Annotated in this window: 12 protein-coding genes; 4 read left to right on the plus strand and 8 right to left on the minus strand. The window is 46.4% G+C overall.

From position 1 onward, the window contains the following. Nucleotides 1–97: 97 nt before the first annotated feature. From B3O12_RS03545 to B3O12_RS03580, 8 genes are all read right to left on the minus strand, one after another. Nucleotides 98–2,011 carry a hybrid sensor histidine kinase/response regulator gene (locus tag B3O12_RS03545; RefSeq protein ID WP_286755324.1) on the minus strand — a complete coding sequence of 638 codons (1,914 nt, stop codon included), beginning with the start codon at nucleotides 2,009–2,011 and terminating at the stop codon, nucleotides 98–100. Beyond that, nucleotides 2,008–2,490, minus strand: a complete 483-nt coding sequence (locus B3O12_RS03550) for a Rab family GTPase (protein WP_189628884.1) — start codon at nucleotides 2,488–2,490, stop codon at nucleotides 2,008–2,010. Before B3O12_RS03550 ends, B3O12_RS03545 begins: the two co-directional genes overlap by 4 nt. Beyond that, nucleotides 2,483–3,325 carry a hypothetical protein gene (locus B3O12_RS03555; RefSeq protein ID WP_286747435.1) on the minus strand — a complete coding sequence of 281 codons (843 nt, stop codon included), beginning with the start codon at nucleotides 3,323–3,325 and terminating at the stop codon, nucleotides 2,483–2,485. The genes B3O12_RS03550 and B3O12_RS03555 overlap by 8 nt, the downstream gene beginning before the upstream one ends. A gap of 9 nt (nucleotides 3,326–3,334) precedes the next feature. Beyond that, nucleotides 3,335–3,718, minus strand: a complete 384-nt coding sequence (locus B3O12_RS03560; RefSeq protein WP_189628886.1) for a hypothetical protein — start codon at nucleotides 3,716–3,718, stop codon at nucleotides 3,335–3,337. A 4-nt stretch (nucleotides 3,719–3,722) separates the two neighbouring features. Next, nucleotides 3,723–4,352: a peptidoglycan-binding domain-containing protein gene (locus B3O12_RS03565; protein WP_189628887.1), complete on the minus strand. Its 630-nt coding sequence runs from the start codon at nucleotides 4,350–4,352 to the stop codon at nucleotides 3,723–3,725. A 146-nt stretch (nucleotides 4,353–4,498) separates the two neighbouring features. Next, nucleotides 4,499–7,375, minus strand: coding sequence for a TonB-dependent receptor (locus B3O12_RS03570; RefSeq protein ID WP_189628888.1), 2,877 nt, complete (start codon nucleotides 7,373–7,375; stop codon nucleotides 4,499–4,501). Between the two features lie 129 nt (nucleotides 7,376–7,504). Beyond that, entirely contained in the window at nucleotides 7,505–9,004 is a 1,500-nt protein-coding gene (locus B3O12_RS03575) for a hypothetical protein (protein ID WP_286747436.1), read from the minus strand. A gap of 134 nt (nucleotides 9,005–9,138) precedes the next feature. Continuing rightward, nucleotides 9,139–10,128, minus strand: coding sequence for an AAA family ATPase (locus tag B3O12_RS03580; RefSeq protein WP_189628890.1), 990 nt, complete (start codon nucleotides 10,126–10,128; stop codon nucleotides 9,139–9,141). Nucleotides 10,129–10,652: 524 nt separating this feature from the next. Here B3O12_RS03580 and B3O12_RS03585 point away from each other — a divergent pair. The 4 genes from B3O12_RS03585 (at nucleotide 10,653) to B3O12_RS03600 (ending at nucleotide 22,807) form a co-directional block, all read left to right on the plus strand. Continuing rightward, a complete protein-coding gene (locus B3O12_RS03585) occupies nucleotides 10,653–19,463 on the plus strand; it encodes a PKD domain-containing protein (RefSeq protein WP_286755325.1) in 8,811 nt (2,936 codons plus the stop codon). Nucleotides 19,464–19,470: 7 nt separating this feature from the next. Continuing rightward, entirely contained in the window at nucleotides 19,471–20,499 is a 1,029-nt protein-coding gene (locus B3O12_RS03590; protein WP_189628892.1) for a PorP/SprF family type IX secretion system membrane protein, read from the plus strand. Nucleotides 20,500–20,610: 111 nt separating this feature from the next. Continuing rightward, nucleotides 20,611–21,099, plus strand: coding sequence for an asparaginase domain-containing protein (locus B3O12_RS03595; protein WP_286755326.1), 489 nt, complete (start codon nucleotides 20,611–20,613; stop codon nucleotides 21,097–21,099). Between the two features lie 100 nt (nucleotides 21,100–21,199). Continuing rightward, nucleotides 21,200–22,807 (plus strand): S8 family peptidase, encoded by a 1,608-nt coding sequence (locus B3O12_RS03600; protein ID WP_286755327.1) that lies wholly within the window; start codon nucleotides 21,200–21,202, stop codon nucleotides 22,805–22,807. Nucleotides 22,808–23,118: the final 311 nt, after the last annotated feature.

Genomic DNA, 23,118 nt, shown 5'->3' on the forward strand with positions numbered 1-23,118 from the left:
TTTAGACAGATGTGGGGCAGCCGTTTTGTTTGTAATATGGCCGGTGATTCTAAGCCCGAGTGAGGCAGTCCGGGCAGCTTAAGGTTTTGGAATAAGACTACTGTAATTCTTCTTTCTGTCTTTTCAGGTCGCTGAGTGCAGCCTCTATTCGGTTTGCAAAGCGCAAAACTTCCTCTTTGCTTAACCGTTGTTCGGCAACAAGGTCATAAAGCCTGTTGCGTTCTTCCAGCAAATCGGGTATTCCCAGATAGCCGATGCTCGGTTTTACTTTGTGAAGCATTTTTCGGCAGGTTTCATAATCGGGCTGGTCCAGAGCTTCTTTGAGCTTCTGTAAGTCTTTGGGCAAGTTTTCCATTATGGTTTCAATCAGGTCTATAAGGAAAGCCAAGTTGCCCTGAGCCGAATTCTTTAAGTGTGTTAAGTCTACCGATTCGTTCATTGTGTTGTGTTTAGGTTTGGCCATGTCTCTTATTTTAAGAGCCAGGGTTTTGGGGTTGGCTGGTTTCACCAAATAGGCCCATTGCGATATGCTTGAAAGTTCCGGGTGCTTATTTTGAGCATCGCCCGATAAAAATATGATGGGGACTTGGCGGTTGGGCCCTGCCGTTGTCCGCAATTCTTCAATGAGGCCTGCCGAGTGATCATCGCCAAGATGGAGGTCGCACACAAGCAAGTCGTAGCTTTCAGACCAAAGTAGGGCTTTCAGATCAGGCAGCGTTTCTACAAAGCGGGCCGATAGCCCCCAATTATCGGCATATTGCTTGAGCATCATGGTGCTCATGGCGTCATCTTCTGCAAAAAGTACCCTTAGGTTTTGCAGAGAGGCAGCCGAGGGTTCTTCCAGATAGTCGCGGGTGGTATACTGAGTAACCTCTCCCGGCTTACAGTCAATAGAGAACCACATGGAGGTGCCTTTGCCCAATTCGCTCTTAATTTTCAGGTGCCCCCCCATTGTTTCAATAATTCCCTGGGCAATACCCATACCCAGCCCGGTGCCACCATATTCATAAAAGCTTTGTCCTTCTACCTGAGTAAAGGGTTCCAGAATTTTAGCAATACTTTCCTCGCTCATACCCACACCTGTATCGTGCACAGAAAATTTGAGGCGAAGCGACTTGGCCTTTTGGCTCACTGGTTCTACGGCAAGGGTAACGCTCCCCGAATGGGTAAACTTTATGGCATTGCCAATGAGATTATACAGTACCTGGGAGAGTCTGATGGGGTCGGAAACAATAATTTGCGGCACTCCTGGGGCAATGGTGGTTTCAAGAACTATTCCTTTTTCCTGAGTACTCAGTGTAAAGCCTCTTACAATAGAGTCGAGAATGTCTTTTAGTTCAAAAGCGAGTTCTTCGAGTTGTAGCTTGCCTTCTTCAATTTTAGAAAGATCGAGCACATCATTGATTACATGGTTGAGGTGTTGCGATGTGGCCTTTAATGCATGAAGCAGGCTGGGCACATCCTGACTCTTGGTAGTTTCCAGTAGCTTTACCAAACCTGTAATGCTGTGTAGTGGGGTGCGCATTTCGTGGCTAACCTCAGCGAAGAATCGCTGCTTAAATTTTTGAATCCGCAGCAATTCATCGTTTCGGTAGGCTAGTAGCTTCTTTTCTGCTTCCAGGTACTTCTGTTGTATGGCCAACACTTCTTCATTGATGGCCGCGTTGTTGCGCGATTGCTGAACGGTGAGAATTTGTTCTCGTTCGTGGCTTCGGTCTACTATGAACCACAACCATTGCTTGGCCGATTTTCTCTGAAAGGTAATGGAGAAAAGGGCTTCTTTCTGTTCGTGCCACTCTACCAGATCGAATACCAATGGTTCGGATTGGAGACTTTTTAAAACGTCTTGCAGGCTCAATAGAAAGTCGAACTGTTCGAACAGAGGAACGGATTTGTTTATGGTGAGTAGGGTATTGCAGCTTTCGCTTACCAGCCCCTGCTCATCGAAGAGCACTACCTGGCACTTTGGCCCAAGTTGCTCTAGCTTAATGGAGTCTAGCCGCTCGCTCATACCACCATACGTTCAGTAAGCCTAATAAATGCTTCTTCTACGTACTCTCCCGTTTTGGCGCTAGTAGCAATAGCCTTAAAGGGGAGGATTTGCTCTTGTACATGCTGCCACTCTTCTTCAGATACCAGATCTCGTTTGTTGGCCAGTATTTCTACGGGAACACCGGGCAATAATTCCTGAATGGCTGTAAGCTCGGTAATTAGGTCTTGATAAGACGAGGGCCGGCTTACATCTATCACGTACAACACTCCGTGAGCTCCCAGTCTGTAGCTTTGTGGTACTTTATGCTGAGCATCTTCTCCGGCAATATCCCAGATAAGCAGCGTTACCATTCGGCCATTGAGAGTGACGGTCTTCTTATCTATTTTTACACCAATAGTGGTAATGTATTCTTCTGAAAACTGACTGTGTACAAAGCGCCTGACCAGGGAGGTTTTCCCTACTCCAAAATGGCCAACAAGTATTACTTTCTTATTCATTCAGTTCTTCAAAATCCTGGAAGTGTTCTTCCAGTCCCTTCTCAATCATTTCCGGTTTTACGGGCTCTTCTGATCCTTTTCGGGCTTTTTTAAGCACTTTTTCGGAGAAGCCCAGAAGCTCATCGTCTACCTTATCTTTAAAGGCACTGCTAATGGTGCCGGTGCATACTACGGCAATAAAGAACGATTTAAAGCTTTTGATTATGATCTTATGGTTTTGATAATCTATACTTTCAAGCTCCTGAGAGTCTGACTGGAAGGCGTCTTCTACAAACGATTTAATGGCGGTGAGCATTCCGGCAACCATGTCGCGATCTAGGTTTGGCTTTTTTGAGTAGCTACCGAGCAACAGGCCTGAATTTTTTTCGATAACGTGTATTTCATCGATTTTCGGCTCAATCACTTTAGATAGAATAACGTCTTTTTGTGAGGTGCCCGAAAACCACGCCTTAATGCGCATCTTCCAGCCTTCCCAAGAGAAGGCCAATTCCATTTGGGCATCTATTTTATCAGAGAGCTTCTGAATTTCACTGGCAATGTACTTTTTAATCATTCGGCCAATGATGGGATAGAGTGCCTCTACCACCTCATCTTGCGACTCTTGTATTTGTTGTTTAATGGATTTGGTAATTTCCGGGCCATAAACCACCGGAAACTGTTGGTAAAACCGGTCGGCTTCATCTTTAAGTATGGGCTGAATTTTTTCTTCGAGCCGCTCCCGGTTATTGAGTTGGTCGGTGAGGTCTTCCAGCTTATGGGCAAGCTCTTCCCGTTCTTCCCAGTCTTGCTCCAGGAGAATTTTTCGAAGTTGCTCAAAGCCCGGTCCCCGACTCATAGAATGGTGTTATTCTGCAATCTGTTTGCCCATTTCCTGTAACAGAGTACCCAGAAGTTTACGGTTAAGTTTGCGGTCTTCCAGGTCGGCCACAGTTTCGTCCATGTCGGCTCTGAGCTGCGTTACTTTCTTGTTCATATCGCTTCTTAGATCCTGAATTTCGTTGGTAAGGGCGTCTTTGGTTTGATTAATGAGTTTGTTGAGCGCATCGCGTGTTTCGTTGAGCTCGCTTTCTATTTCGGTACGGGTTTTCTTAATGAGGTTTTTGATCTCATTGAACTCGTTGTCGTACTGTTGCATGTTCTCTCCAAAAATGAGCTGCTTTACAGCTTCTATTTTCGGATCACTTGCCGGGTTGGCAGGTGCTTTAGGGGCTTCTTCTTTCTTTGCCATAGTATTATTTCAGTAAAGTTTTTAAGGTCTTTTCATCTACCTCGCCAGAGGGGTAAAGGTTGTTGTTTTTCTGAAACTCGCGAAGTCTGTTTCGGGTAATGGTGCTAAAAATACCATCTTGTGGAATACTATCGGCTTTGCTATTAATAAGCCTTTGCAGTTCCCACACGTCTGCTCCGGTATCACCAATTTTGAGCCCTACCAACGACTGGTTGCGGCTTAGCGCAATGTCTTCAGGACTTAAGTTGTATTCCATCATCAGTCTTATTTCGTCCGTGCTGTAGCCCTGGTCTCTTAGCCGTTTCGATCTTTCCAGTTTCTTTTCCAGCCAAATGACGGTTTGCAATAAGGTATTGTAATAGTCTGTGGCTTGAGTAGACTCAAAATCTTCTCGATCCATGTACCGCACGTCTATGCCATCGTTGTTCCATAGCGAACGGGCATAGCTGCCTGCATCGAGAGCGAGCTTATAATATTGCTGTATTACGGTTGAGTCGTAAAATTCAGTGTCAATGGCATCAGATATTTCATAGTCGTAAGCCGCAGGGGGGTTGAACCTGCGGTCCTTGAGGTATTGAACCGTAATATATGAGGCCAACCCTAAAAATAAGACGAAGAAAATGAGCCGTTTCATTAGAGTGTCTTTAGATGGATTAGCAATAAAAATAAAACAATTTATGGTAGCACCAGCCGAATAGGCCTGAGGAAAGGAAAAAGGCATAAAAAAACCCCGATTCCGTGAGCAGGAACCAGGGTTATCTAATTGAATAAACTGTCTTTTTAGAAAGAATACTTTAGGCCAAGACCAAATGAACGGCCGGGGCTAAAGAAGGTAAACGGCTGATCATCGGCCTGGTACCCTCTGTAAACTTCTTCTCTCTGATCGTTCAGAATGTTGGATATACTAAAGTTGAACGACATGTTTCTTTCTTTACCAAAAGTCTTGTTCAGGTTAAAGTTCAGACTGTTGAAAGGCTCGGTATATACATCGGGGAACAAACCACCACCTACAATGTACAGGGTAGAGCCCTTTACGTTGTAGAATAGACCGGCATCTAGGCCATTGTCAAAGTTTTCGTAGCCAATGCTTGTATTGATGATGAATGGCGCTTGTCCGGCCATGTTTCTTGTGTTCTTCACATTCTCACCATTTTTCTCATACTGCAAACGAGCGTTGTATTCTCTGTCGGTCATGGTAATTTCTGAGTTCACAACGGTTACGTTGGTGCCAATGTAGAAGTTGCTAAGTGCCGGAGTAAGGAACGAAAGGTCTTTCTTAAACTCTACTTCGCCTCCTAATACGCGGCCATCTCCTACGTTTCTTGGCTGATACTCTGTACTGGTTTGTTGCTCAGGAATTCGTACCAACTCTATTGGGTCGTCAAAAGTTTTGTAGAAAGCACTTACTGAAAGTATTTCGGTTCCTGGGAAGAAGATCTCCCATCTCAGGTCAAAGTTATTTATTCGGGTTACACCCAGCTGACCGTCCCAGTCGCTGTACTGGAATAAACCTCCGTTAAAAATACGGTTGGTTAGTGGGTCAATGATCTGAGCAAACGACAACTCTTTGAATGATGGTCTGGCAATGGTTTTGGAGTATGAAAGCCTTACATTCTGATCGTCATTAACCGCATACACAAGGTTTACACTAGGGAAAAGATCGAAGTCATCAATAACCACTTCGTTTTCCAGATTGTTACCACTACCCAAGTTGGCATATTCTACATCGCGCCCGGTGTGTCTCTGAATAAACTTCTCACCTCTAAGGCCAAGAACGGCCTTTAATTTAGCGGTTGGGTTCAACTCTGTAGAAACATATACCCCGTAGTTTTTGCTATTGGAGTTGTAGGCATTAGGGTTAGGGGTGTTGTTTCCTGAGTTCAGGTATATGGTTCCGTTAGGATACAGATATTGGTCTTGCCACACTGCATTAGGGTCGATACCAAAGTCGGGTTGAGCTCCAAAGAACTGAAGATCGTAGCTCAGAATTTCGTAGTCTCTTTCTTTGTAAATGTAGCTTGAGCCAAACTTGTATTTAGCATCTCTGCCAAAGGCCTGGCTGTTTCGGGTAATATCAAATTTGGCTACCCAGTTTACTTCTTCCAGCTCTCTCCAAATTCGGCTTGGGTTACCTCCGGCACCAGCCGAGAAAGTAGTATCTGTATTGCTGTAGGTAAAGGCGGTTTTTCTTACATCGGGGTCTTGAATGTTTGAGAACGTAGGCGATACTCTCCAGTCAATATCCCATTTGCCGTCACCCAGGTGGTGTTCACCGTTCAACAAGAAGTTGGTAAGGCCTCGCTGATTGTACTCCAGGTTGTTAGAGTAAGCTTTGTAGCCCGATTGGCCAATGGCTTCACCATCGTTGTCTATATAAAACTGACCAGCAGTGTTAATACCGTTCTGAAGGTGAAGAGCGGTGAATTTAAATTTAGACATATCGGTCTTATAGGCCAGTCCGGCCAAAATTCCGCCAAGCACGTTTCGTTCTGCTTTCACACCATTTTGAATGGTGGCATAGCGCAGGTTGGTATTGTTAGGGTCTACATAGCGCTGATACTCTCCGTAAATCACATCATCGTAGAAAACGGTGTTGCTCTTGTAGCTGGCTGAAAATATGTAGCCTAGCTTATGAGAACCCCAGATATCGTATTGATTGGCAGAGGTAAACGAAAGGCTGTAGTCCATAAAGCTGGTTTGTTGAGTAGCACCCAAAGTAGGGTCAAACTGCTTTAAGAAGTTGTATATCTCTTGTCCGCTATTTCTGTTAATAGGGCTCGGAATGCGCTCCTGGCGAGCCTGATCCGGCAGAGCTCGGGTACCATCGTCAAAACCAAGGAAGTCGGTAGAGCCTGTATTGCCCATAATAAAGTCTCTGTTAAAGTGCATGTTAGGATTGTAACTTACACTTAGCGATACATCCAGAATTTTTTCGTCCGGAAGATCTTTGGTCTCAATATTTACCACACCTCCGGTGAAATCGGCCGATAGTTCTGCAATGGCCGTTTTGTACACCATCATGTTGTCGATGAGGTTGGTAGGGAAAATATCCATTTGCAAGCTGTTTCTGTCAGGATCCAGCCCGGGGATGTCTACATTGTTCAGAGTAGTTTTAGTGTATCGGTCGCCAAGGCCACGAACGTACACGTACTTGCCTCCTTCTACCGAAACTCCGGTAATTCTTTTTACTGCCTCTGAGGCGTCAGAGTCTCCAATTTTACTAAAGCTGGCAGCCGACATACCATCCAGTAGGTTAATGGCCTTCTTTTTAGTAATGGCTACTATAGCTTCTGAGTTTCTTACGGCTTCAGCAGTAACCACCACTTCGCCAAGCTCAGAGATGGCTTCTTTCATTCGAATGTTGTTGAAGATCACAGGCTTGTCGGCTGTTACTTCAACTCCACTAATTACAATGGTTTCGAAAGAAATAAATGAAAACTGAATGTCGTAAGTACCAACCGGAGCTTTGATTTCAAACTTACCATCAAAGTCGGTAATGGCTCCGTAATTGGTGCCTTTTGCCAACACCGTTACACCAATGAGCGTTTCTCCAGAACCTTCATCGTATACAGTTCCTCTAATAATACCCTGCTGGGCAAAAGCCGTACTCGAAAAGGCGGTTAGAAAAAGTAGAAGTTTTAAGTAAAACTTGTTCATATAGTTTATCAATTAGTAATGTTCTTGCTCGTGTGTGGGTTTATTCTTTTTGGTGCTATTTGGCTTGTTGGCTTAATAAAAAAGCTTGATCACCTGAAAAGTGATCAAGCCTTTTTGATTTTATATGAATTAGTTACCAGGCCATTCAGTGGCAGTAGAAGCCCAAGTCCAGGCAAATACTGACAGGTCTGCACCAACTCCTGCACTTGGTGTAGCAGCAGCAGTAACACCCGATGGAATAGTACCAGTTACAAAGTCTTGTAAAGTAGAACCAGAAGGAACGTTCAATTCAATTTTTGTGAAAGTCACACCACTGGCTGTAGTTCTGTTGATATCCTGACCTGTTTTGAGGCCCGTGATAAAGATGTTTTCAAGAGCCACAATAGAGTTGTCGTCTACGTTGATCAAATCTGTAGCTTTTCTGTCGCCTGCGCTAGCCACTACTGTACCATTTTTAATGGTATGTCCGGCCTCATAAGTACCTTCAGGACCATCTAGCTCAAAGCAGTGTGCCTCAGAGGTATTAGGAGCAATTACTACAAAGTTCTCCAACTTGCCGGCCCAAGACTGGTCAGTGTCTATACCGTCATCGTTGATGTTCCAAACCACTGCATTGTTTACGTTTACAGTACCGCCAAAGAATTCGATACCATCGTCTTGGTTGGCCACAACTTCTACATGGTTGATGGTAGTACCTCTACCAACACCACCAAGGGTTAATCCGTTGATTTCGTTACCGTTACCGATGTTAGATCCACCATGGCGAATAGAGATGTAAGTGATGGTTCCTGAGTTATCATCGTCATCATTACCACCATAAAGACCGTTAGAGTCAGAGGTTGGGATACCTTCAATTTGTACTTCGCTCACGTCAGATCCTGAAGTTTTATTCGAAGCCGAAATTTTGGCTTTTCCAAGAATGATAACACCACCCCAAAGGCCGCTTACATCGGCAGTCAGGTTAGGGCTGGCAAAGTTTCCGGCAGCCACGTCTTCCGGAGTAATTTCATCTGCAATAGAAGTGAAAATGATTGGCATTGAAGCGGTTCCGGCAGCGTTCAGTTTACCACCTCTCGCTACCAAAAGAGCGGTAGCGTTGGCACCCGTTCCGGCCTGACCTTTTACAACTACTCCAGGCTGAATGTTAAGTGTCGCGCCAGATAGTACAGTAATTCTGCCACCAAGAATGTAAGTTTTTCCTGTTTCCCAGGTTTCTGTACCCGAAATATTATCAGAAACAGTGATGGTAGTAGGCTCTTGTTCAATAGTAATAACAGCGGTGTTATTGCCTGATTTGCCATTGGCATCTACGACAGTAAGAGTTACAGAGCCTGCTCCTGCGGTGGTAGCCTGAAAGCTAATGGTAAAAGTTCCTGTCGTGGCACCAGCTTCTGGTGCTTCAGTTACTTCGGCAGTTCCACCTGTAGCAGTAACTGAGTTGCTGGCGTAGCCAGCTGCAATTGTAGCCGAGAAAGTAATGGTAGTACTTTCACCTTCAGTCACGCTAACAGCATCAGGCTGCGTTACGCTAGGGCCATCAATTTCCGGTTCATCGTCTCCACAAGAAGAGATACCCAGAACGAGCACAAAGGCTAATAGTAGGTTTAAAAGTTTAACAGAGTCTTTCATGTCTTTGATTAGGTTTAAAATTTTGACACAAAAAAACTCTATCGCTTTTACAAAGCGTTTACGCCTTTGTTAAGAATAGTTGTCATTCCGTTTATGAATAGGTTAATTGTATTAACGGAATGTTAACCTAAGAATTAATGGTTGATAGGAATCTTGGTGAGCAGTTTTTGGATGATTTGCTCCGTGGTTATTCCGTCTGCTTCGGCCTCATAGTTCAGTATAATTCTGTGGTTCAGAACATCGCTGGCTATTTCCTTAATATCTTCTGGCAACACATAGTCGCGTTGGTCAAAGAAGGCAATGGCTTTGGCTGCAAGGTTCAAGTTTATACTCGCTCTGGGCGATGCACCAAACTGCATGTAGTAGGCCTCATCATTCAGGCCGTAGTCTTTTGGCTTTCTGGTAGCAAATACCAACTCTATAATATAACGTTCGAGCGACTCGGAGATAGAGACCTGGTTAACTTCGTCTCGAATGGAGAAAATATCTTCTTTCGTAAGTAGTGTTTCCAGCTGTGGTTGAAAACGCATGTTAGACATACGTCTCATTACTTCCAGCTCCTCATCTTTAGAAGGGTAGTCAACCTTCACTTTCAGCATAAATCGGTCAATCTGTGCTTCCGGTAAGCTGTATGTTCCCTCTTGGTCCACCGGGTTCTGAGTAGCCAATACAAGGAACGGGCGATCGAGCTTATAACTGCTCTCGCCAATGGTTACCGTTTTTTCCTGCATGGCCTCAAGCAGTGCCGACTGTACCTTGGCGGGGGCACGGTTTACCTCATCGGCCAGAATTACGTTGGCAAAGATGGGGCCTTTCTTTACTTCAAACTCAGCCTTTTTTTGGTTGTATATCATGGTACCAATCAGATCGGCCGGCAACAAGTCAGGTGTAAACTGAATCCGTTGAAAGTCCAGGTGCAGAACATCGGCCAGCGTATTAACCGTAAGGGTTTTGGCTATACCGGGAACACCCTCTAGCAAAACGTGTCCGTTGGTAAAAAGCCCAACCATGAGACGGTTTACCATGTACTCCTGGCCCACCACTATTTTGCCTACTTCAGAGGCAACACGTTTTATTTTTTCCTGATGCTCTTTTTTTAAATCGTTCGATACAACCTCTTCCATGATATTAATACTTAATGCGCGCTAAAATAAAGAAATACAATGAACCACCTACACTATACTTTATATGAGCGATAAATGTTGGTGTGCAGGAGGTAAAGCAGGGCAAATATGTGGGAAATTGAAAGTTAGTGCGGCTGATTCAGAAGCATTTAACAAGAATTAACAAGGTAAAAAAGTTGAAAAAAATTTTCAGGCAAAAGATTAAAATCGTTCTGCTACTTCCAAAATTAATGCAAGGCCTCAAGTGGTAAGGCTTTTGTCGTTCACATTTTAATTTCTGTTGGGTACTCTACGATACTCGTAATCTGGCCCGGGTAGTCATACTGTGTATATTTATTAAATTGAACTATTCTAAGTTAATGGTCTGCCGGATCGATGTTGCTATGTGTTTATAAATGGCTGATATTCATCTAATATAAGCTATAAATGAATAAAACTTTATAGCTGCTATTTTGTCGATGACATCACCTAAACAGTTGCATAGTAGGATTATTTTGCTGCTCGTCATATTCATGGCGATGGCAATGCCCCGTTTACAGGCACAGTGTACCAACCAGTGCCCGGTGATTACCAACGTGAACATTAACAGTTGTGAAGGGGTGATTACTATTAGTGTAACAGGCGATGGCCCCTTTACTTACAACTGGGTGGACAGCGGTGGTGGCACTGTAGGAAATTCTTTCATTGCCAGTGGCCTTGCCCCTGATGATTATACCGTAACCGTAACGGATAATGATGGCGATGTGGTGACGGCAACATATACCGTAACCAATCCGCCCAATCTGGTGGGCTCCGTTTCGGTCAATGATGTGACCTGCCGTGGCGATTCGGATGCTCAGGTGGTTGTAACCATGTCGAATGGAAACCCGACTTATGATTGGGAGCTGTTCAATGGAGGCGGGGCGTCTATCCGAACCGGTTCGGCAGCGCCCTTTTCCAATGTCATAAACCTCAATGGTTTGGGAATTGGAAACTACACCCTTACCGTAACCGATGCCAACGGGTGTACGGGAGATATTACGTTTACCATTACAGAACCAGCCGATTTTTTAGGCTACTCGCTGGGAGCATCGACCGATGCCACCTGCTACAATTCAGCCGATGGTACACTTTCGGCTACGGGTACAGGCGGATGGGGCAATTATGTATATCAATGGCTTAGGGTGTCTGATGGTGTGGTAGTGGGTAATTCTGCCACCGTTACAGGGCTGGCTCCGGGAGACTACCGACTGGTAATTACCGATAGGAACGGAACAGGGTGTACCATTTCTACTCCCATACAAACCATCAGTTCTCCGCCCGAGATTGTGGCCAGTGCTTCACTTACCGATGCCCTTTGCAACGGGTCTTCTAATGGGGCAATTGATCTTTTGGTTTCCGGAGGAGTGGCCCCCTATAACTATAGCTGGTCTAATGGAGCAACCACCCAGGATATTTCCGGCCTGGCGGCCGGAACTTATACCGTTACTATTACGGACAATGCAGGCTGTGCAATCAGTAGTTCTTTCACCCTTGGCGAACCGGCCAGTTTGGCCATTAATGCCAGTGTTACCCAAGTTGCCTGCTTTGGAGACGCTACGGGTGTGATAGAGAGTAACGTCAGTGGAGGTACGGCACCCTATTCTTATGTCTGGTCTACAGGGGCCACCTCCGCTGATATTTCTGGTTTGACTGCCGGAACTTATGACTTAACTGTAACCGATGCCAATGGCTGCTCCGTGACTCAAAATAATATTACCGTTACAGAGCCTGCTGCTGCTTTGAGTAAGCAAAACCAAAGCCTCACAGATCCCTCTTGTGCCGGAGGCAATGATGGTTCAATAAGTATTACCATGCAGGGCGGCACTGCGCCCTACTCCTACACCTGGTCTAACGGCAGCACGTCATCCACGGTCAGTAACCTTACAGCGGGTAATCATACCGTAACTGTAACCGATGCCAATGGGTGTACTTATACCGAAACGTTTACCCTTTCAGACCCTCCTTCAATTGCCGTATCTCCCTCCCTGACCCTGCCATCGTGCAATGGTGCTGCCGATGGTTCCATCGCAGTGGTGGCATCGAATGGTACCGCTCCATATGTGTACAATTGGAATACAGGTGCTTCGGGTCAAACCATTAGCGGATTGACAGCAGGTACATATACCGTAACCGTAACTGATAATGGAGGAGCCGGGTGCACAGTAGTGGAAACCATTACTTTGGGAGAACCCGCCCCACTGGCAGACAATGCTACCGTAAATGATGTGTCTTGCAATGGAGCAGCCGATGGTAGTATCTTCCTTTCCGTAACCGGAGGAACTGGGCCATATACTTATGCCTGGAGTAACGGAGCAACCGGTAACAATATAACCGGCCTTAACCCTGGTAATTACTCGGTGACGATTACTGATGCCAACGGTTGTGCGCTTACCGAAAATTATACCATCATAGACCCGGCAGTGATGTCGGTAAGCTATACACAACAAGATATTTTGTGTAAGGGAGCCAGCACCGGAGCCATAGACATTACCCCGGCAGGCGGAACAGCCCCATATACTTATCTCTGGTCTAATGGCAGCACAACCGAAGACCTTAACAACGTAGTGGCAGGAACATATACTGTCACCATCAAAGATGCTTCTAACTGCTCTTTGGGCTTAACTGTTACACTCACCGAACCGGCCACCGTTATGACCCTGTCAGGTGCTACCACAGACGCCACCTGTGCCGGGTCTGATAATGGAAGCATTGACCTAACCATAACCGGAGGATCGGCCCCCTATACCTACAGCTGGAATACCGGAGCTACAACAGAAGACATTACCAATTTGGCTCCTGGAAATTACTCAGTGACGGTTCAGGATGCCGTTGGCTGTATTAAGTCTATAGGCTTTACCATTGCTGAGCCAAGCCCTTTGGCAGCCAGTGAAACGGTAAATCAGATTTCGTGTCATGGAGCTTCCGATGGATCGGTGGCTATGAATGTTTCCGGAGGAACAGGTCCTTACACATATGTCTGGGCCGATGATGGCAGTATAACAACAAAAGACAGAACAGGACTTGGTCCGGGGTTATATACCCTCACCATTACCGATGCCAGCGGATGTACACTGGTAGAGTCCTTTACAATATCAGAACCGGCAATGCTCAGTTCAACGGCAACACAGCTGAATGTTAGTTGTTTTGGTGAAAGTACGGGGTCAATCGATCTTTCGATAAGCGGAGGAACGACCCCGTATACTTTTTCCTGGTCCAACGGTGCACTAACTGAAGACCTCACCAATATTGGAGCAGGCAGTTATTCGGTGGTTATTACCGATGCCAATGGGTGCACTGAGTCTCGGTCTTTTACCATCACTCAACCTTCGGCCCCACTGACGGTAGGTAGTACTGTAGGCCAAATAACTTGCAACGGAGCAGCCGATGGAGCCATTAACCTGACAGTGAGTGGAGGTACTGCACCGTATAGTTTCAACTGGTCTAATGGAGCCACCACCGAAGATTTAAGCAGTCTGCCTGCTGGTAATTATACGGTATTAGTTACCGATAATTTAGGATGTACCTATACCGAGACATTTACCATTACCGACCCACCGGTACTCAGCTTATCGGGCGTGGTTACCGATATTGACTGTAATGGTGCAGCCAATGGGGCTATAGATATAACTGTGGGAGGAGGGCAAGCTCCCTACTCCTTCGCCTGGAGCAATGGGGCAACTGCAGAAGACCTTTCCAACCTAACTCCCGGCAGTTATTCGGTTACCGTCTCAGATGCTCGTGGTTGTTCGGTTACTCAAAGCTTCAGCATTCAGCAACCAATGGCACTCAGTTTGGGCTATACGCTTTCTCAGGTAAGCTGCTATGGTGGTTCTGATGGGAGCATTGATGTTTCTGTGGCCGGAGGCAGCGCACCTTATACCTATTCTTGGAACAACGGAGCAGCCACAGAAGATCTCACCGGACTTACGGCAGGCAACTATACCCTCACTGTTACTGACAACAACGGTTGTAGCTATGTGGAAACCATTGCTATAACAGAGCCCTCTGCCCCCTTAAGTACCACCACTACTGTGGCCGATATTAGCTGTTTTGGGGGTAGCGATGGCAGTATTGAGCTTAATCCGGCAGGCGGTACAGCACCATATACTTATGCCTGGAGCAATGGAGCAAACACCAAAAATATTTCAGGACTTAGCGATGGCAATTATCAGGTAACCATTACTGATGCCAATGGATGTTTTATTCAGGAAACCTACACCATTAACATGCCTCCGGCCCTCCTGGTTAGTGCCAGCCAAACCAATATTTTGTGCCATGGCGATGCTGCAGGTGCAATTGACCTTAGTGTAACAGGGGGCACGGGAACATATAGTTTTACCTGGAGCAACGGAGCGACCACAGAAGATCTCACCGGACTTACGGCAGGCAATTATCAGGTAACCATTACCGATGCCGAAGGCTGTAACCTAACCCGCTCCTTTACCATTACGCAACCGTTGGACATCACCGTGACGGAAAACGTTCAAAATGTTTCGTGTTTTGGCCTTAGCGATGGTTTCATAGATCTTTCAGTGACAGGCGGAATAGCCCCCTATACTTACCTGTGGAATACCGGGGCCACTACCCAAGACTTGTTCAACATTTCCGGAGGCAATTACAGTGTTACCATTACCGATGCCAATGGATGTTCTACCATTAGAAACTATTCGATTGCCGAGCCTTCCAGTGCCCTGGCAGTGACCGGGGCAGTAACCGATGAGTCTTGCTTTGGTGACGGGCAGGGGGCCATTGCCCTTACAATAACAGGAGGTACAGCACCCTATACCTACTCATGGAATCACGGGCCGGGAACCAAAGATGTAGCCGGGCTTTCAAGAGGCACTTATCAGGTAACCGTAACAGATAACAATGGCTGTAGCTTGACGACCGACTTTACGGTGGGCGGACCAAACGCACTCCTGTTATCGGCCAGTGTATTGCCTGTGGACTGTAACGGAGCAGCCAATGGGAGTATTGATATTTCCGTGACCGGAGGAGTTGGCCCATATACCTACAATTGGAGCAATGGCTCAACCGATCAAGACCTTAGTAATCTGGCTCCCGGTACATATTCGTTGACGCTAACCGATGCCAATGGATGCAGTACTTTCGGAAGCTGGTCTATTACGCAACCCCTGGCTCTTTCCATTGGAGAAATAGTTACCGATGTAAGTTGCTTTGGAGCCTCGGACGGAGCCATTGATTTGTCGGTTTCGGGAGGAATTGCTCCATACACCTACTCCTGGTCTCACGGAGCCACTTCTCAAGATGTTACAGGCTTGTCAGGAGGCAACTACTCCGTTACCATAACCGATGCCAACGGTTGTTCAACCGTAAAGAATTATACCATTGCCGAACCGGCCGCTGCTTTAAACATAAATGCCTCCATTACCGATGAACTTTGCTTTGGAGATGGCCAGGGAGCCATTAGCCTTAATGTTAGCGGAGGAACTGCTCCTTACAACTATAGTTGGAATCAAGGATCTACGTCAAAAGATTTAAGTGGCCTGGCTCAAGGTACTTATCAGGTAGTGGTAACTGATAGCAAAGGCTGCACCGTTTCAGGTACATATACTGTAGGCGGTCCCGCAGTTTTGGCGGTAAGCGGTACAACATCGAACGTTAGCTGCTATGGAGCGGCCGATGGAGCAATAGACATTGAGGTCAGCGGAGGCACTTTGCCATATACTTTCGCGTGGGGCCATGGCGAAACCTCCGAAGACCTCAGTAATTTAAACCCGGGAAATTACACCGTGCTAATTACGGATGCCAATGGATGTTCGGTAAATAAAACATTCAGTATTTCTCAGCCACTGGCTATGAATATTGGCTTCTCTGCAACCAATGTCACTTGCTTTGGAGCAAGCGATGGTGCCATAGCCCTGAATGTGAGCGGAGGAACCCTTCCTTACACCTACTCATGGTCTAATGGGGCCCCCACGCGCAACCTGAACAACTTGTCAGGAGGCACTTACCAGGTAATTGTAACGGATGCCATGGGATGTACACTGTCTCAGAATGTAACGGTTGGCGAGCCTGCAGCGGCCCTCAGCCTGAGTGCCGTGGTGAGCGATGAACTTTGTTTTGGCGATGGTCAGGGAGCTATAGACCTATCAGTTACGGGAGGAACAGGCCCTTATGCATACAGCTGGAATAACGGATCCTCTACTCAGGATATTGTGGGGCTGGAAAGTGGAGATTATCAGGTAACCGTAACTGACAAAAACGGCTGTATGGTCAGCGCGGTATATACGGTTGGTAGCCCCGATCAATTGGCCATTTCGGCCAGTGTTAGCCCAATTTCATGCAGAGGTGAGGGCGATGGAGCAGTCGATGTGACCGTGAGTGGTGGAGTGGCACCTTATACTTATGCCTGGAACCACGGTGCTACTACAGAAGACATTTCGGGGCTTGCCCCGGGAACCTATCAATTAACCATAACCGATGCCAACGGGTGTACCTCTTCAGCCTCATGGCAGCTTACTGAACCCCTACCGCTCACCATAAATCAGGTAACCTCCCATGTGTCTTGTTTTGGTGCCAACGATGGAGGGGTGAGCTTGAGCGTTTCGGGAGGAACTTTGCCATACAGCTACTCCTGGAACAATGGTGCTACTACCCGAGACATAAGTAATCTGGCCGGGGGCACCTATGAAGTAACAGTTACCGATGCTAGGGGCTGCGAACAACAACTACAGGTGGTGGTACAGGCTCCCTCTGCTGAACTGTCGGCCACGGCCTCCATTACCGATGCATTTTGTAATTCGCAGCCGGGAGGTAGGATTCAATTGGCGGTGTCAGGCGGTACTGCGCCCTATAGCTATGCCTGGTCCAATGGTTCGGCACAGCGCGATGTAAGCGGACTTTTTGCAGGAACGTATTCCGTAACCATAACCGATGCGCGAGGGTGCTCCATTCAGCAAAACTATGAAGTTGAAGACCCTGAGCCCCTCAATTTGTCGTTCGATGTAACCAACTCTTCTTGTTTGGGCGACAATGACGGAGCCATAAGAGTTACCCCAACGGGAGGTACTGCCCCTTATAGTTACGTATGGTCTAACGGAAGCACCAGTAAAGATCTGGTCAATGTGTCCGGAGGAACTTACAATGTAACCCTTACTGATGCCAACGGGTGTTCTATAACCCGAAGTGTGGAGGTGGGCGATTCGGAAAATCTGACGGTGACCGTTCAGAAATTCGATGTGTTATGTAAGGGTGAGGCAACCGGACAAATATTTCTGGATGCCAACGGAGGAAGTGGAAATTATAGCTTCTCCTGGTCTCACGGAGCCACCCAGCCCGATCTTACAGGTCTGAAGGCCGGGGTATATGAGGCTACGGTTTCGGACGATGGGGGCTGCTCAACCACGGTCACAGTGGTTATTTCCGAACCGGCCGAAAACCTCTCTGTGCAACTCACAGGCTATAATGATCTACTCTGTTTTGGTGATGAATCTGGGAGTATGCGAGCCCTTGTCAATGGAGGTGTAGCGCCATATACCTACCTGTGGAGCACAGGAGCAAGAACAGCACAAATCAATACACTCAAAGCTGGTGAATATACCGTGACGGTTACCGATGCTAATGGTTGTATTGTTCAGGCCCGTGCCCAAATAGGCCAGCCCGACAAGCCCATCACCATCAAAGCCCAAGGCAAGTTTAACCTAAACTGTAAGGGAGACAATGACGGACGCATAGTAATCGATGTAGAGGGAGGTACTGGCTTGTATAGTTTTATTTGGAGTACGGGAGCCACCACTTCTTCGATAGAAAATCTCAAAGTAGGCGATTATACGGTGAGGGTACGCGATGAGAATGGTTGCGTTCAGGAGCGCGTTTTTAGCATTACGGAACCGGAAGAGCTTTCGCTGGAAGATGCCATTGTAAACGAAAGCCAGTGCTATGACGACAGAAATGGCAGCATTGTACTCAACATTAAAGGAGGAGTGGAGCCTTACTCTTATCAATGGTCTACCGGAGCCACTACCAAAAACCTGTTGGGCATAAGCTCCGGAGATTACACTGTATTGGTTACGGATGCCAATGGCTGTCAGGTGCAGGGCAATTATACCCTGGCCGATCCTGCGCTCTTCCGAATTCAACCGGAGGTTAAGGAAATTAGCTGCCTGGGGGCAAACGATGCGTCCATTTCGCTCAATATTGAAGGCGGTATAGAACCACTAGCCATTCGCTGGAGCACAGGGCATTCTTCCGAAACCATAAGCGACCTTGGGCCCGGTCAGTACAATGTGTTGGTAACCGATGAGAAAGGCTGTACCATTCAACAAACCTTTAACATTATTGAGCCGCTAGCCCTCACGCTGGATGCCTACATTGAAGATGCTACCCGTTGCAACGACCCGCAGAGTGGCAGGGTAAACGTAATTGTTTCAGGTGGCACGGGGCCATACACCTATCATTGGTCCAACGGAGAGCGGAGTTCTGAAATTACCGATGTATTCCCCGGAACCTACGTGGTTACAGTAAAAGACCGTAACGGATGTGAGGCTCAGGGTACTTATACCGTATTGCAGCCGGAGCCTTTGCAAATTGGTTTTAGTACCGAACCATACATCGATTGTCAGAACCGTGTAGCAGGCCTGCTGGTAAAGGCCAAGGTTAAAGGAGGCGTAGGGAATTACCGCTACGAATGGTCTCGTGGAAATAGTACCAACGATGAAGTGCTAATGACCGAACCGGGCAGACTGACCATTGAAGTTTATGATGGCCGGGGCTGTTTCCAGCAAAATGCCATAGATATTGATGTGCCAGAGCTTGGTCTTGCCGACTTTGAATACAAAGCAGAATCTATAGATAAAACGGGCGATCTGGCCGTAAACGATCCGGTAAGCTTCTTCGATCTTTCGGAAGGCGAGGTAATTGATTGGTACTGGGATTTTGGCGATGGCTTCGATTCGGACGAAATAGATCCCATTCATACTTACGATGCGCCAGGCACCTACACCGTAAAACTCACAGTGACCGACCGGACCGGTTGCCAGACAGAAAAAACCACACTGCTGAAGATTACGGAGGGTTACAGAATAATAATTCCTAATGCCTTTACTCCCAATGGAGATGGAAACAACGACTTCTTTAGGCCAAGAATGCTGGGCATGACCAAGGCCCGCCTGATTATCTATAACACATGGGGAGAGGTGATCTTTAGTACTGATGACATTGAAACCAAGGGCTGGGATGGCACCATTAATGGTCGGCAAGCCGAAAATGGAAACTATGTATACAAAATAATAGGGGTGAGTTTTAACGGGCTTCCGGTAGAGCGCGAGGGCATTTTTGCTCTCATTAAATAGTGAGTATATGCAAAGAGCTTTTCTAATTGTATGGATAATTATACTTGGCTGGCCAAAGCCTCAACTGCAGGCACAAGACCCACAGTTTTCTCAGTTCTATGCGTCACCCCTTTATTTAAATCCGGCACTAACTGGTTCCACAGACCGGGGGCGTGTGGGTGTTAACTATCGAAATCAGTGGCCTTCGCTCACCCACACGTTCACCACTATTTCGGCCTATGCCGACTACTTTTCCAAAGCTGCGGAAAGTGGTATAGGTCTTATTGTTACTGAACATAAAGAAGGCTTTCTCGATTTTAAGTCCACCGAAATTGGAGGCTTATATTCCTACAAAATGCAAGTAGCTTCCGGTCTGGTGCTTCGTACCGGAGTTCAATTGAGCTATTTTCAAAAGAACATCAATTTTGAAGAGTTGGTATTTGGCAACCAAATCGACATTGTAAATGGGCAAGTAGTGGGGCCAAGCGGAGAGGTGTTTGAAAAAGGAGCCAATGTCAACTTCCTTAGTGCATCGGCCGGAGCGTTGCTCTATACCAATCTGGCCTGGCTGGGCTTTTCCACCCACCACATCAATGAGCCCAACCAATCGTTCATCGATCAGGAGAGCCGACTTGCCAGAAAGTACTCGCTTCATGCAGGCTACAAGATTATGTTTGCTAAAGGGAAAAGGCTTCGAACAGTGGCCTATCAGTTTCAGGAGCGATCGGCCACGCTGGCCCTAAACTACAAAAAGCAAGGAGGGTTCAATCAGCTCGACATGGGTGTTCAGCTCTACTTTCAACCCCTTGTGATTGGTGGTTGGTATAGGGGCATTCCTATTCAGAGTGTAAACAAAGTGTTTAAGAACGAATCCATTATTGCTCTTGTGGGGTTGGAGCTTAATAGTAATATGTCTTTTGGCTATAGCTATGACTTCACTGTTTCGCGCCTGGCCGGTTCAACAGGAGGTGCTCATGAATTTTCGCTTACGCTTAACTTTGGCAAAATTGTGAAACGCACCAGAAGAGACACCATTTTGCCTTGCTTCAAATACTAGACAAGATGCTTTAACGAAAGCCTCGTTGCGTAAAGGAGGGGGCTGCCAATTCATAAGCTTAATCGACAGAAGAGTTGCCTCCAGTAAGCACTTTATGCTTATCTTCCATGCGTGAAGATTCTCATTATCCAAACCGGAGGAACAATAGACAAAGACTATCCGAAAACGACTAACGGATATGCTTTTGAAATTGATCAACCGGCCGTCTTGCGCGTATTGGAGCAAGTAGCGCCCGGGTTTGAATATGAGTGCATAGAGCTAATGAAGAAAGACTCTCTGGATATCACAGAAGCCGACCGGAAATTGTTGCGCAAAACGATTATTTCGGCCGAGGCCACAAAAATTCTGATTACCCATGGCTCGGACACCATGCCCGAAACGGCCAGCTTTCTGAGCAATGTTCAGGGAAAAACCATTGTCCTTACCGGTGCTTACAGACCAGAGCGATTTGCCAATTCAGATGCCGCATTTAACATTGGCGTGGCTATTGGTTCGCTCAATACCTTAGAGCAAGGCACGTTTATTGCCATGAATGGATTAGTTTTTCCAGCCAACAGAGTGCGGAAGAACTCCGTTACCGGTAAGTTTGAGTACCAGTAGTATTGGTTGATTTGCCGAGAAATGCACGGGAGAATAGAATAGAGTGCCCGGGAGCATGTAAGTTTGTAATGATTAACTATTGAAACGATTAATTAAGTATATGAAGAAGTTGATTTTCGCGCTGCTTTTTCTGGCAGCATTTGCACTAAACGCACAAAACACACCACCTAAAAACTGGTTCAATCTAGATCCGGTAAAAGACTCTGTCAATGGTGTGAGTACAGAAAAGGCCCTGGAATATTTAAAGGGGCGAAAGAGTAAAAAAGTGTTGGTGGCCGTTATAGACTCGGGCATAGACATTGAACATGAAGACCTGCGCGATGTAGTGTGGACTAATGAAGATGAGATTCCCGGCAATGGTATTGATGATGATAATAACGGTTTTGTAGACGACATTCACGGCTGGAATTTTATTGGAGGAAAAGACGGCCGGAATGTGGGAAAAGATACCTATGAACTTACCCGAGAATATAAAAGACTGAAGGAAAAATACGAGGGCAAATCGGCCGAAGACATAGCCAAATCCCAGAAAGAAGAGTTTGAATACTGGCAAAAGATTAAGGCTGACTTCGAAAAAACCTACAACGAGTCTAACCAACAGGTGCTCATTATGAATAGTGTGAATAGCCAGTTAAAACGCTACAACAAGCTTTTTGAAGCCTATTTGCTCGATGATGAAATAACCTTTGAAGACCTGAGCAAGATTAACTCTACGGACCAGGTGATTTCCAGAGGTAAAGAAGTGCTCTCACAGATTTATGGTATGACCGACAGCTCGCTGTCTGTAGATACGCTTATTTACCTTATAGACCAGGACATTGAACGAGCCAGTGAAGACACCAAATTTGCCTACAGCCTTGACTTTGACCCCCGAGAAATTGTGGGAGACGATCCCACTAAGCTCGATGAAGTTGGCTATGGCAACAATGATGTAATTGGTAAAGGAACCGATAACTTTCATGGCACCCATGTAAGTGGCATAATCGCGGCTGTTCGGGGTAACGGCATTGGTATTGACGGTGTAGCCGACAATGTGGAGATTATGGCCATTAGGGCTGTACCCGATGGAGACGAAAGAGACAAAGATGTGGCCAACGCCATTCGCTATGCCGTAGACAATGGGGCCCAAATTGTGAACATGAGCTTTGGAAAAAGCTACTCTCCTAATTCTGAATATGTATTTGAGGCCATTGAATATGCCGCTAAGAAAGGCGTATTGCTTATTCATGCAGCCGGAAACTCGGCTGAAAATATTGATGAAGCCAATAACTACCCCAACGACAAATTTGGCCGAAAGAAAGACTGGCCCAACTGGATTGAAGTAGGAGCGTCATCATGGGGTTCTGAAAACAATTATGTGGGAGTATTTTCTAACTATGGTAAGAAAACTGTAGACGTTTTTGCTCCTGGTGTAGCCATTTACTCCCTTGCCCCCGGAAACGAATATCAGGATGCTCAGGGCACCAGCATGGCGGCTCCTGTAACCACAGGAGTAGCAGCCCTTCTGCTTTCATACTTCCCTGAGCTTAGGGCAGAACAGGTGAAAGACATACTGATGAAATCGGTTAGAGGCATCGATGTTAAGGTGAATCAGCCCGGCACTGGCGAAGAAGTGAAGTTCTCTAGCCTTTCTGTTTCAGGAGGTATCATCAATGCCTACGAAGCTGTGAAATTGGCAGAATCGATGAAGCTTAAAGGAAAAAAGTAGGGATCAGAAATGAGTTAAACGGGTATCGGCTCCAGAGATTGACTCAACCCAAGCAGAGACTCTCGCATAGAAGTATTATTGAGAGGAGATAAAACGAATAAGGCCCATGTTCAATCATGAGCCTTATTTTTTGTTATTGCCGGCCACAATCGGTGTCCACACCGATTGATAGATACTGTTCTGAAGCTTCTGAGGTGCTTCCCTGACTGGATATCGCTCTTTCCCAGATCAGTCCTCAGCGTCCCGTGCCGGAGACACTGAGGGTGCCGGAGTAATCAGCATATCAGGGAGTTTTTCCTGATATACTGATT

This window comes from Roseivirga sp. UBA838 (assembly GCF_002296035.1).
Lineage (GTDB): Bacteria > Bacteroidota > Bacteroidia > Cytophagales > Cyclobacteriaceae > Roseivirga > Roseivirga thermotolerans.

What these genes read in the sequence shown, in the direction of transcription:
- B3O12_RS03545 (WP_286755324.1), bottom strand. Translation starts at nt 2,011, where the DNA reads ATGAGCGAGCGGCTAGACTCCATTAAGCTAGAGCAACTTGGGCCAAAG.
- B3O12_RS03550 (WP_189628884.1), bottom strand. Translation starts at nt 2,490, where the DNA reads ATGAATAAGAAAGTAATACTTGTTGGCCATTTTGGAGTAGGGAAAACC.
- B3O12_RS03555 (WP_286747435.1), bottom strand. Translation starts at nt 3,325, where the DNA reads ATGAGTCGGGGACCGGGCTTTGAGCAACTTCGAAAAATTCTCCTGGAG.
- B3O12_RS03560 (WP_189628886.1), bottom strand. Translation starts at nt 3,718, where the DNA reads ATGGCAAAGAAAGAAGAAGCCCCTAAAGCACCTGCCAACCCGGCAAGT.
- B3O12_RS03565 (WP_189628887.1), bottom strand. Translation starts at nt 4,352, where the DNA reads ATGAAACGGCTCATTTTCTTCGTCTTATTTTTAGGGTTGGCCTCATAT.
- B3O12_RS03570 (WP_189628888.1), bottom strand. Translation starts at nt 7,375, where the DNA reads ATGAACAAGTTTTACTTAAAACTTCTACTTTTTCTAACCGCCTTTTCG.
- B3O12_RS03575 (WP_286747436.1), bottom strand. Translation starts at nt 9,004, where the DNA reads ATGAAAGACTCTGTTAAACTTTTAAACCTACTATTAGCCTTTGTGCTC.
- B3O12_RS03580 (WP_189628890.1), bottom strand. Translation starts at nt 10,128, where the DNA reads ATGGAAGAGGTTGTATCGAACGATTTAAAAAAAGAGCATCAGGAAAAA.
- B3O12_RS03585 (WP_286755325.1), top strand. Translation starts at nt 10,653, where the DNA reads ATGCCCCGTTTACAGGCACAGTGTACCAACCAGTGCCCGGTGATTACC.
- B3O12_RS03590 (WP_189628892.1), top strand. Translation starts at nt 19,471, where the DNA reads ATGCAAAGAGCTTTTCTAATTGTATGGATAATTATACTTGGCTGGCCA.
- B3O12_RS03600 (WP_286755327.1), top strand. Translation starts at nt 21,200, where the DNA reads ATGAAGAAGTTGATTTTCGCGCTGCTTTTTCTGGCAGCATTTGCACTA.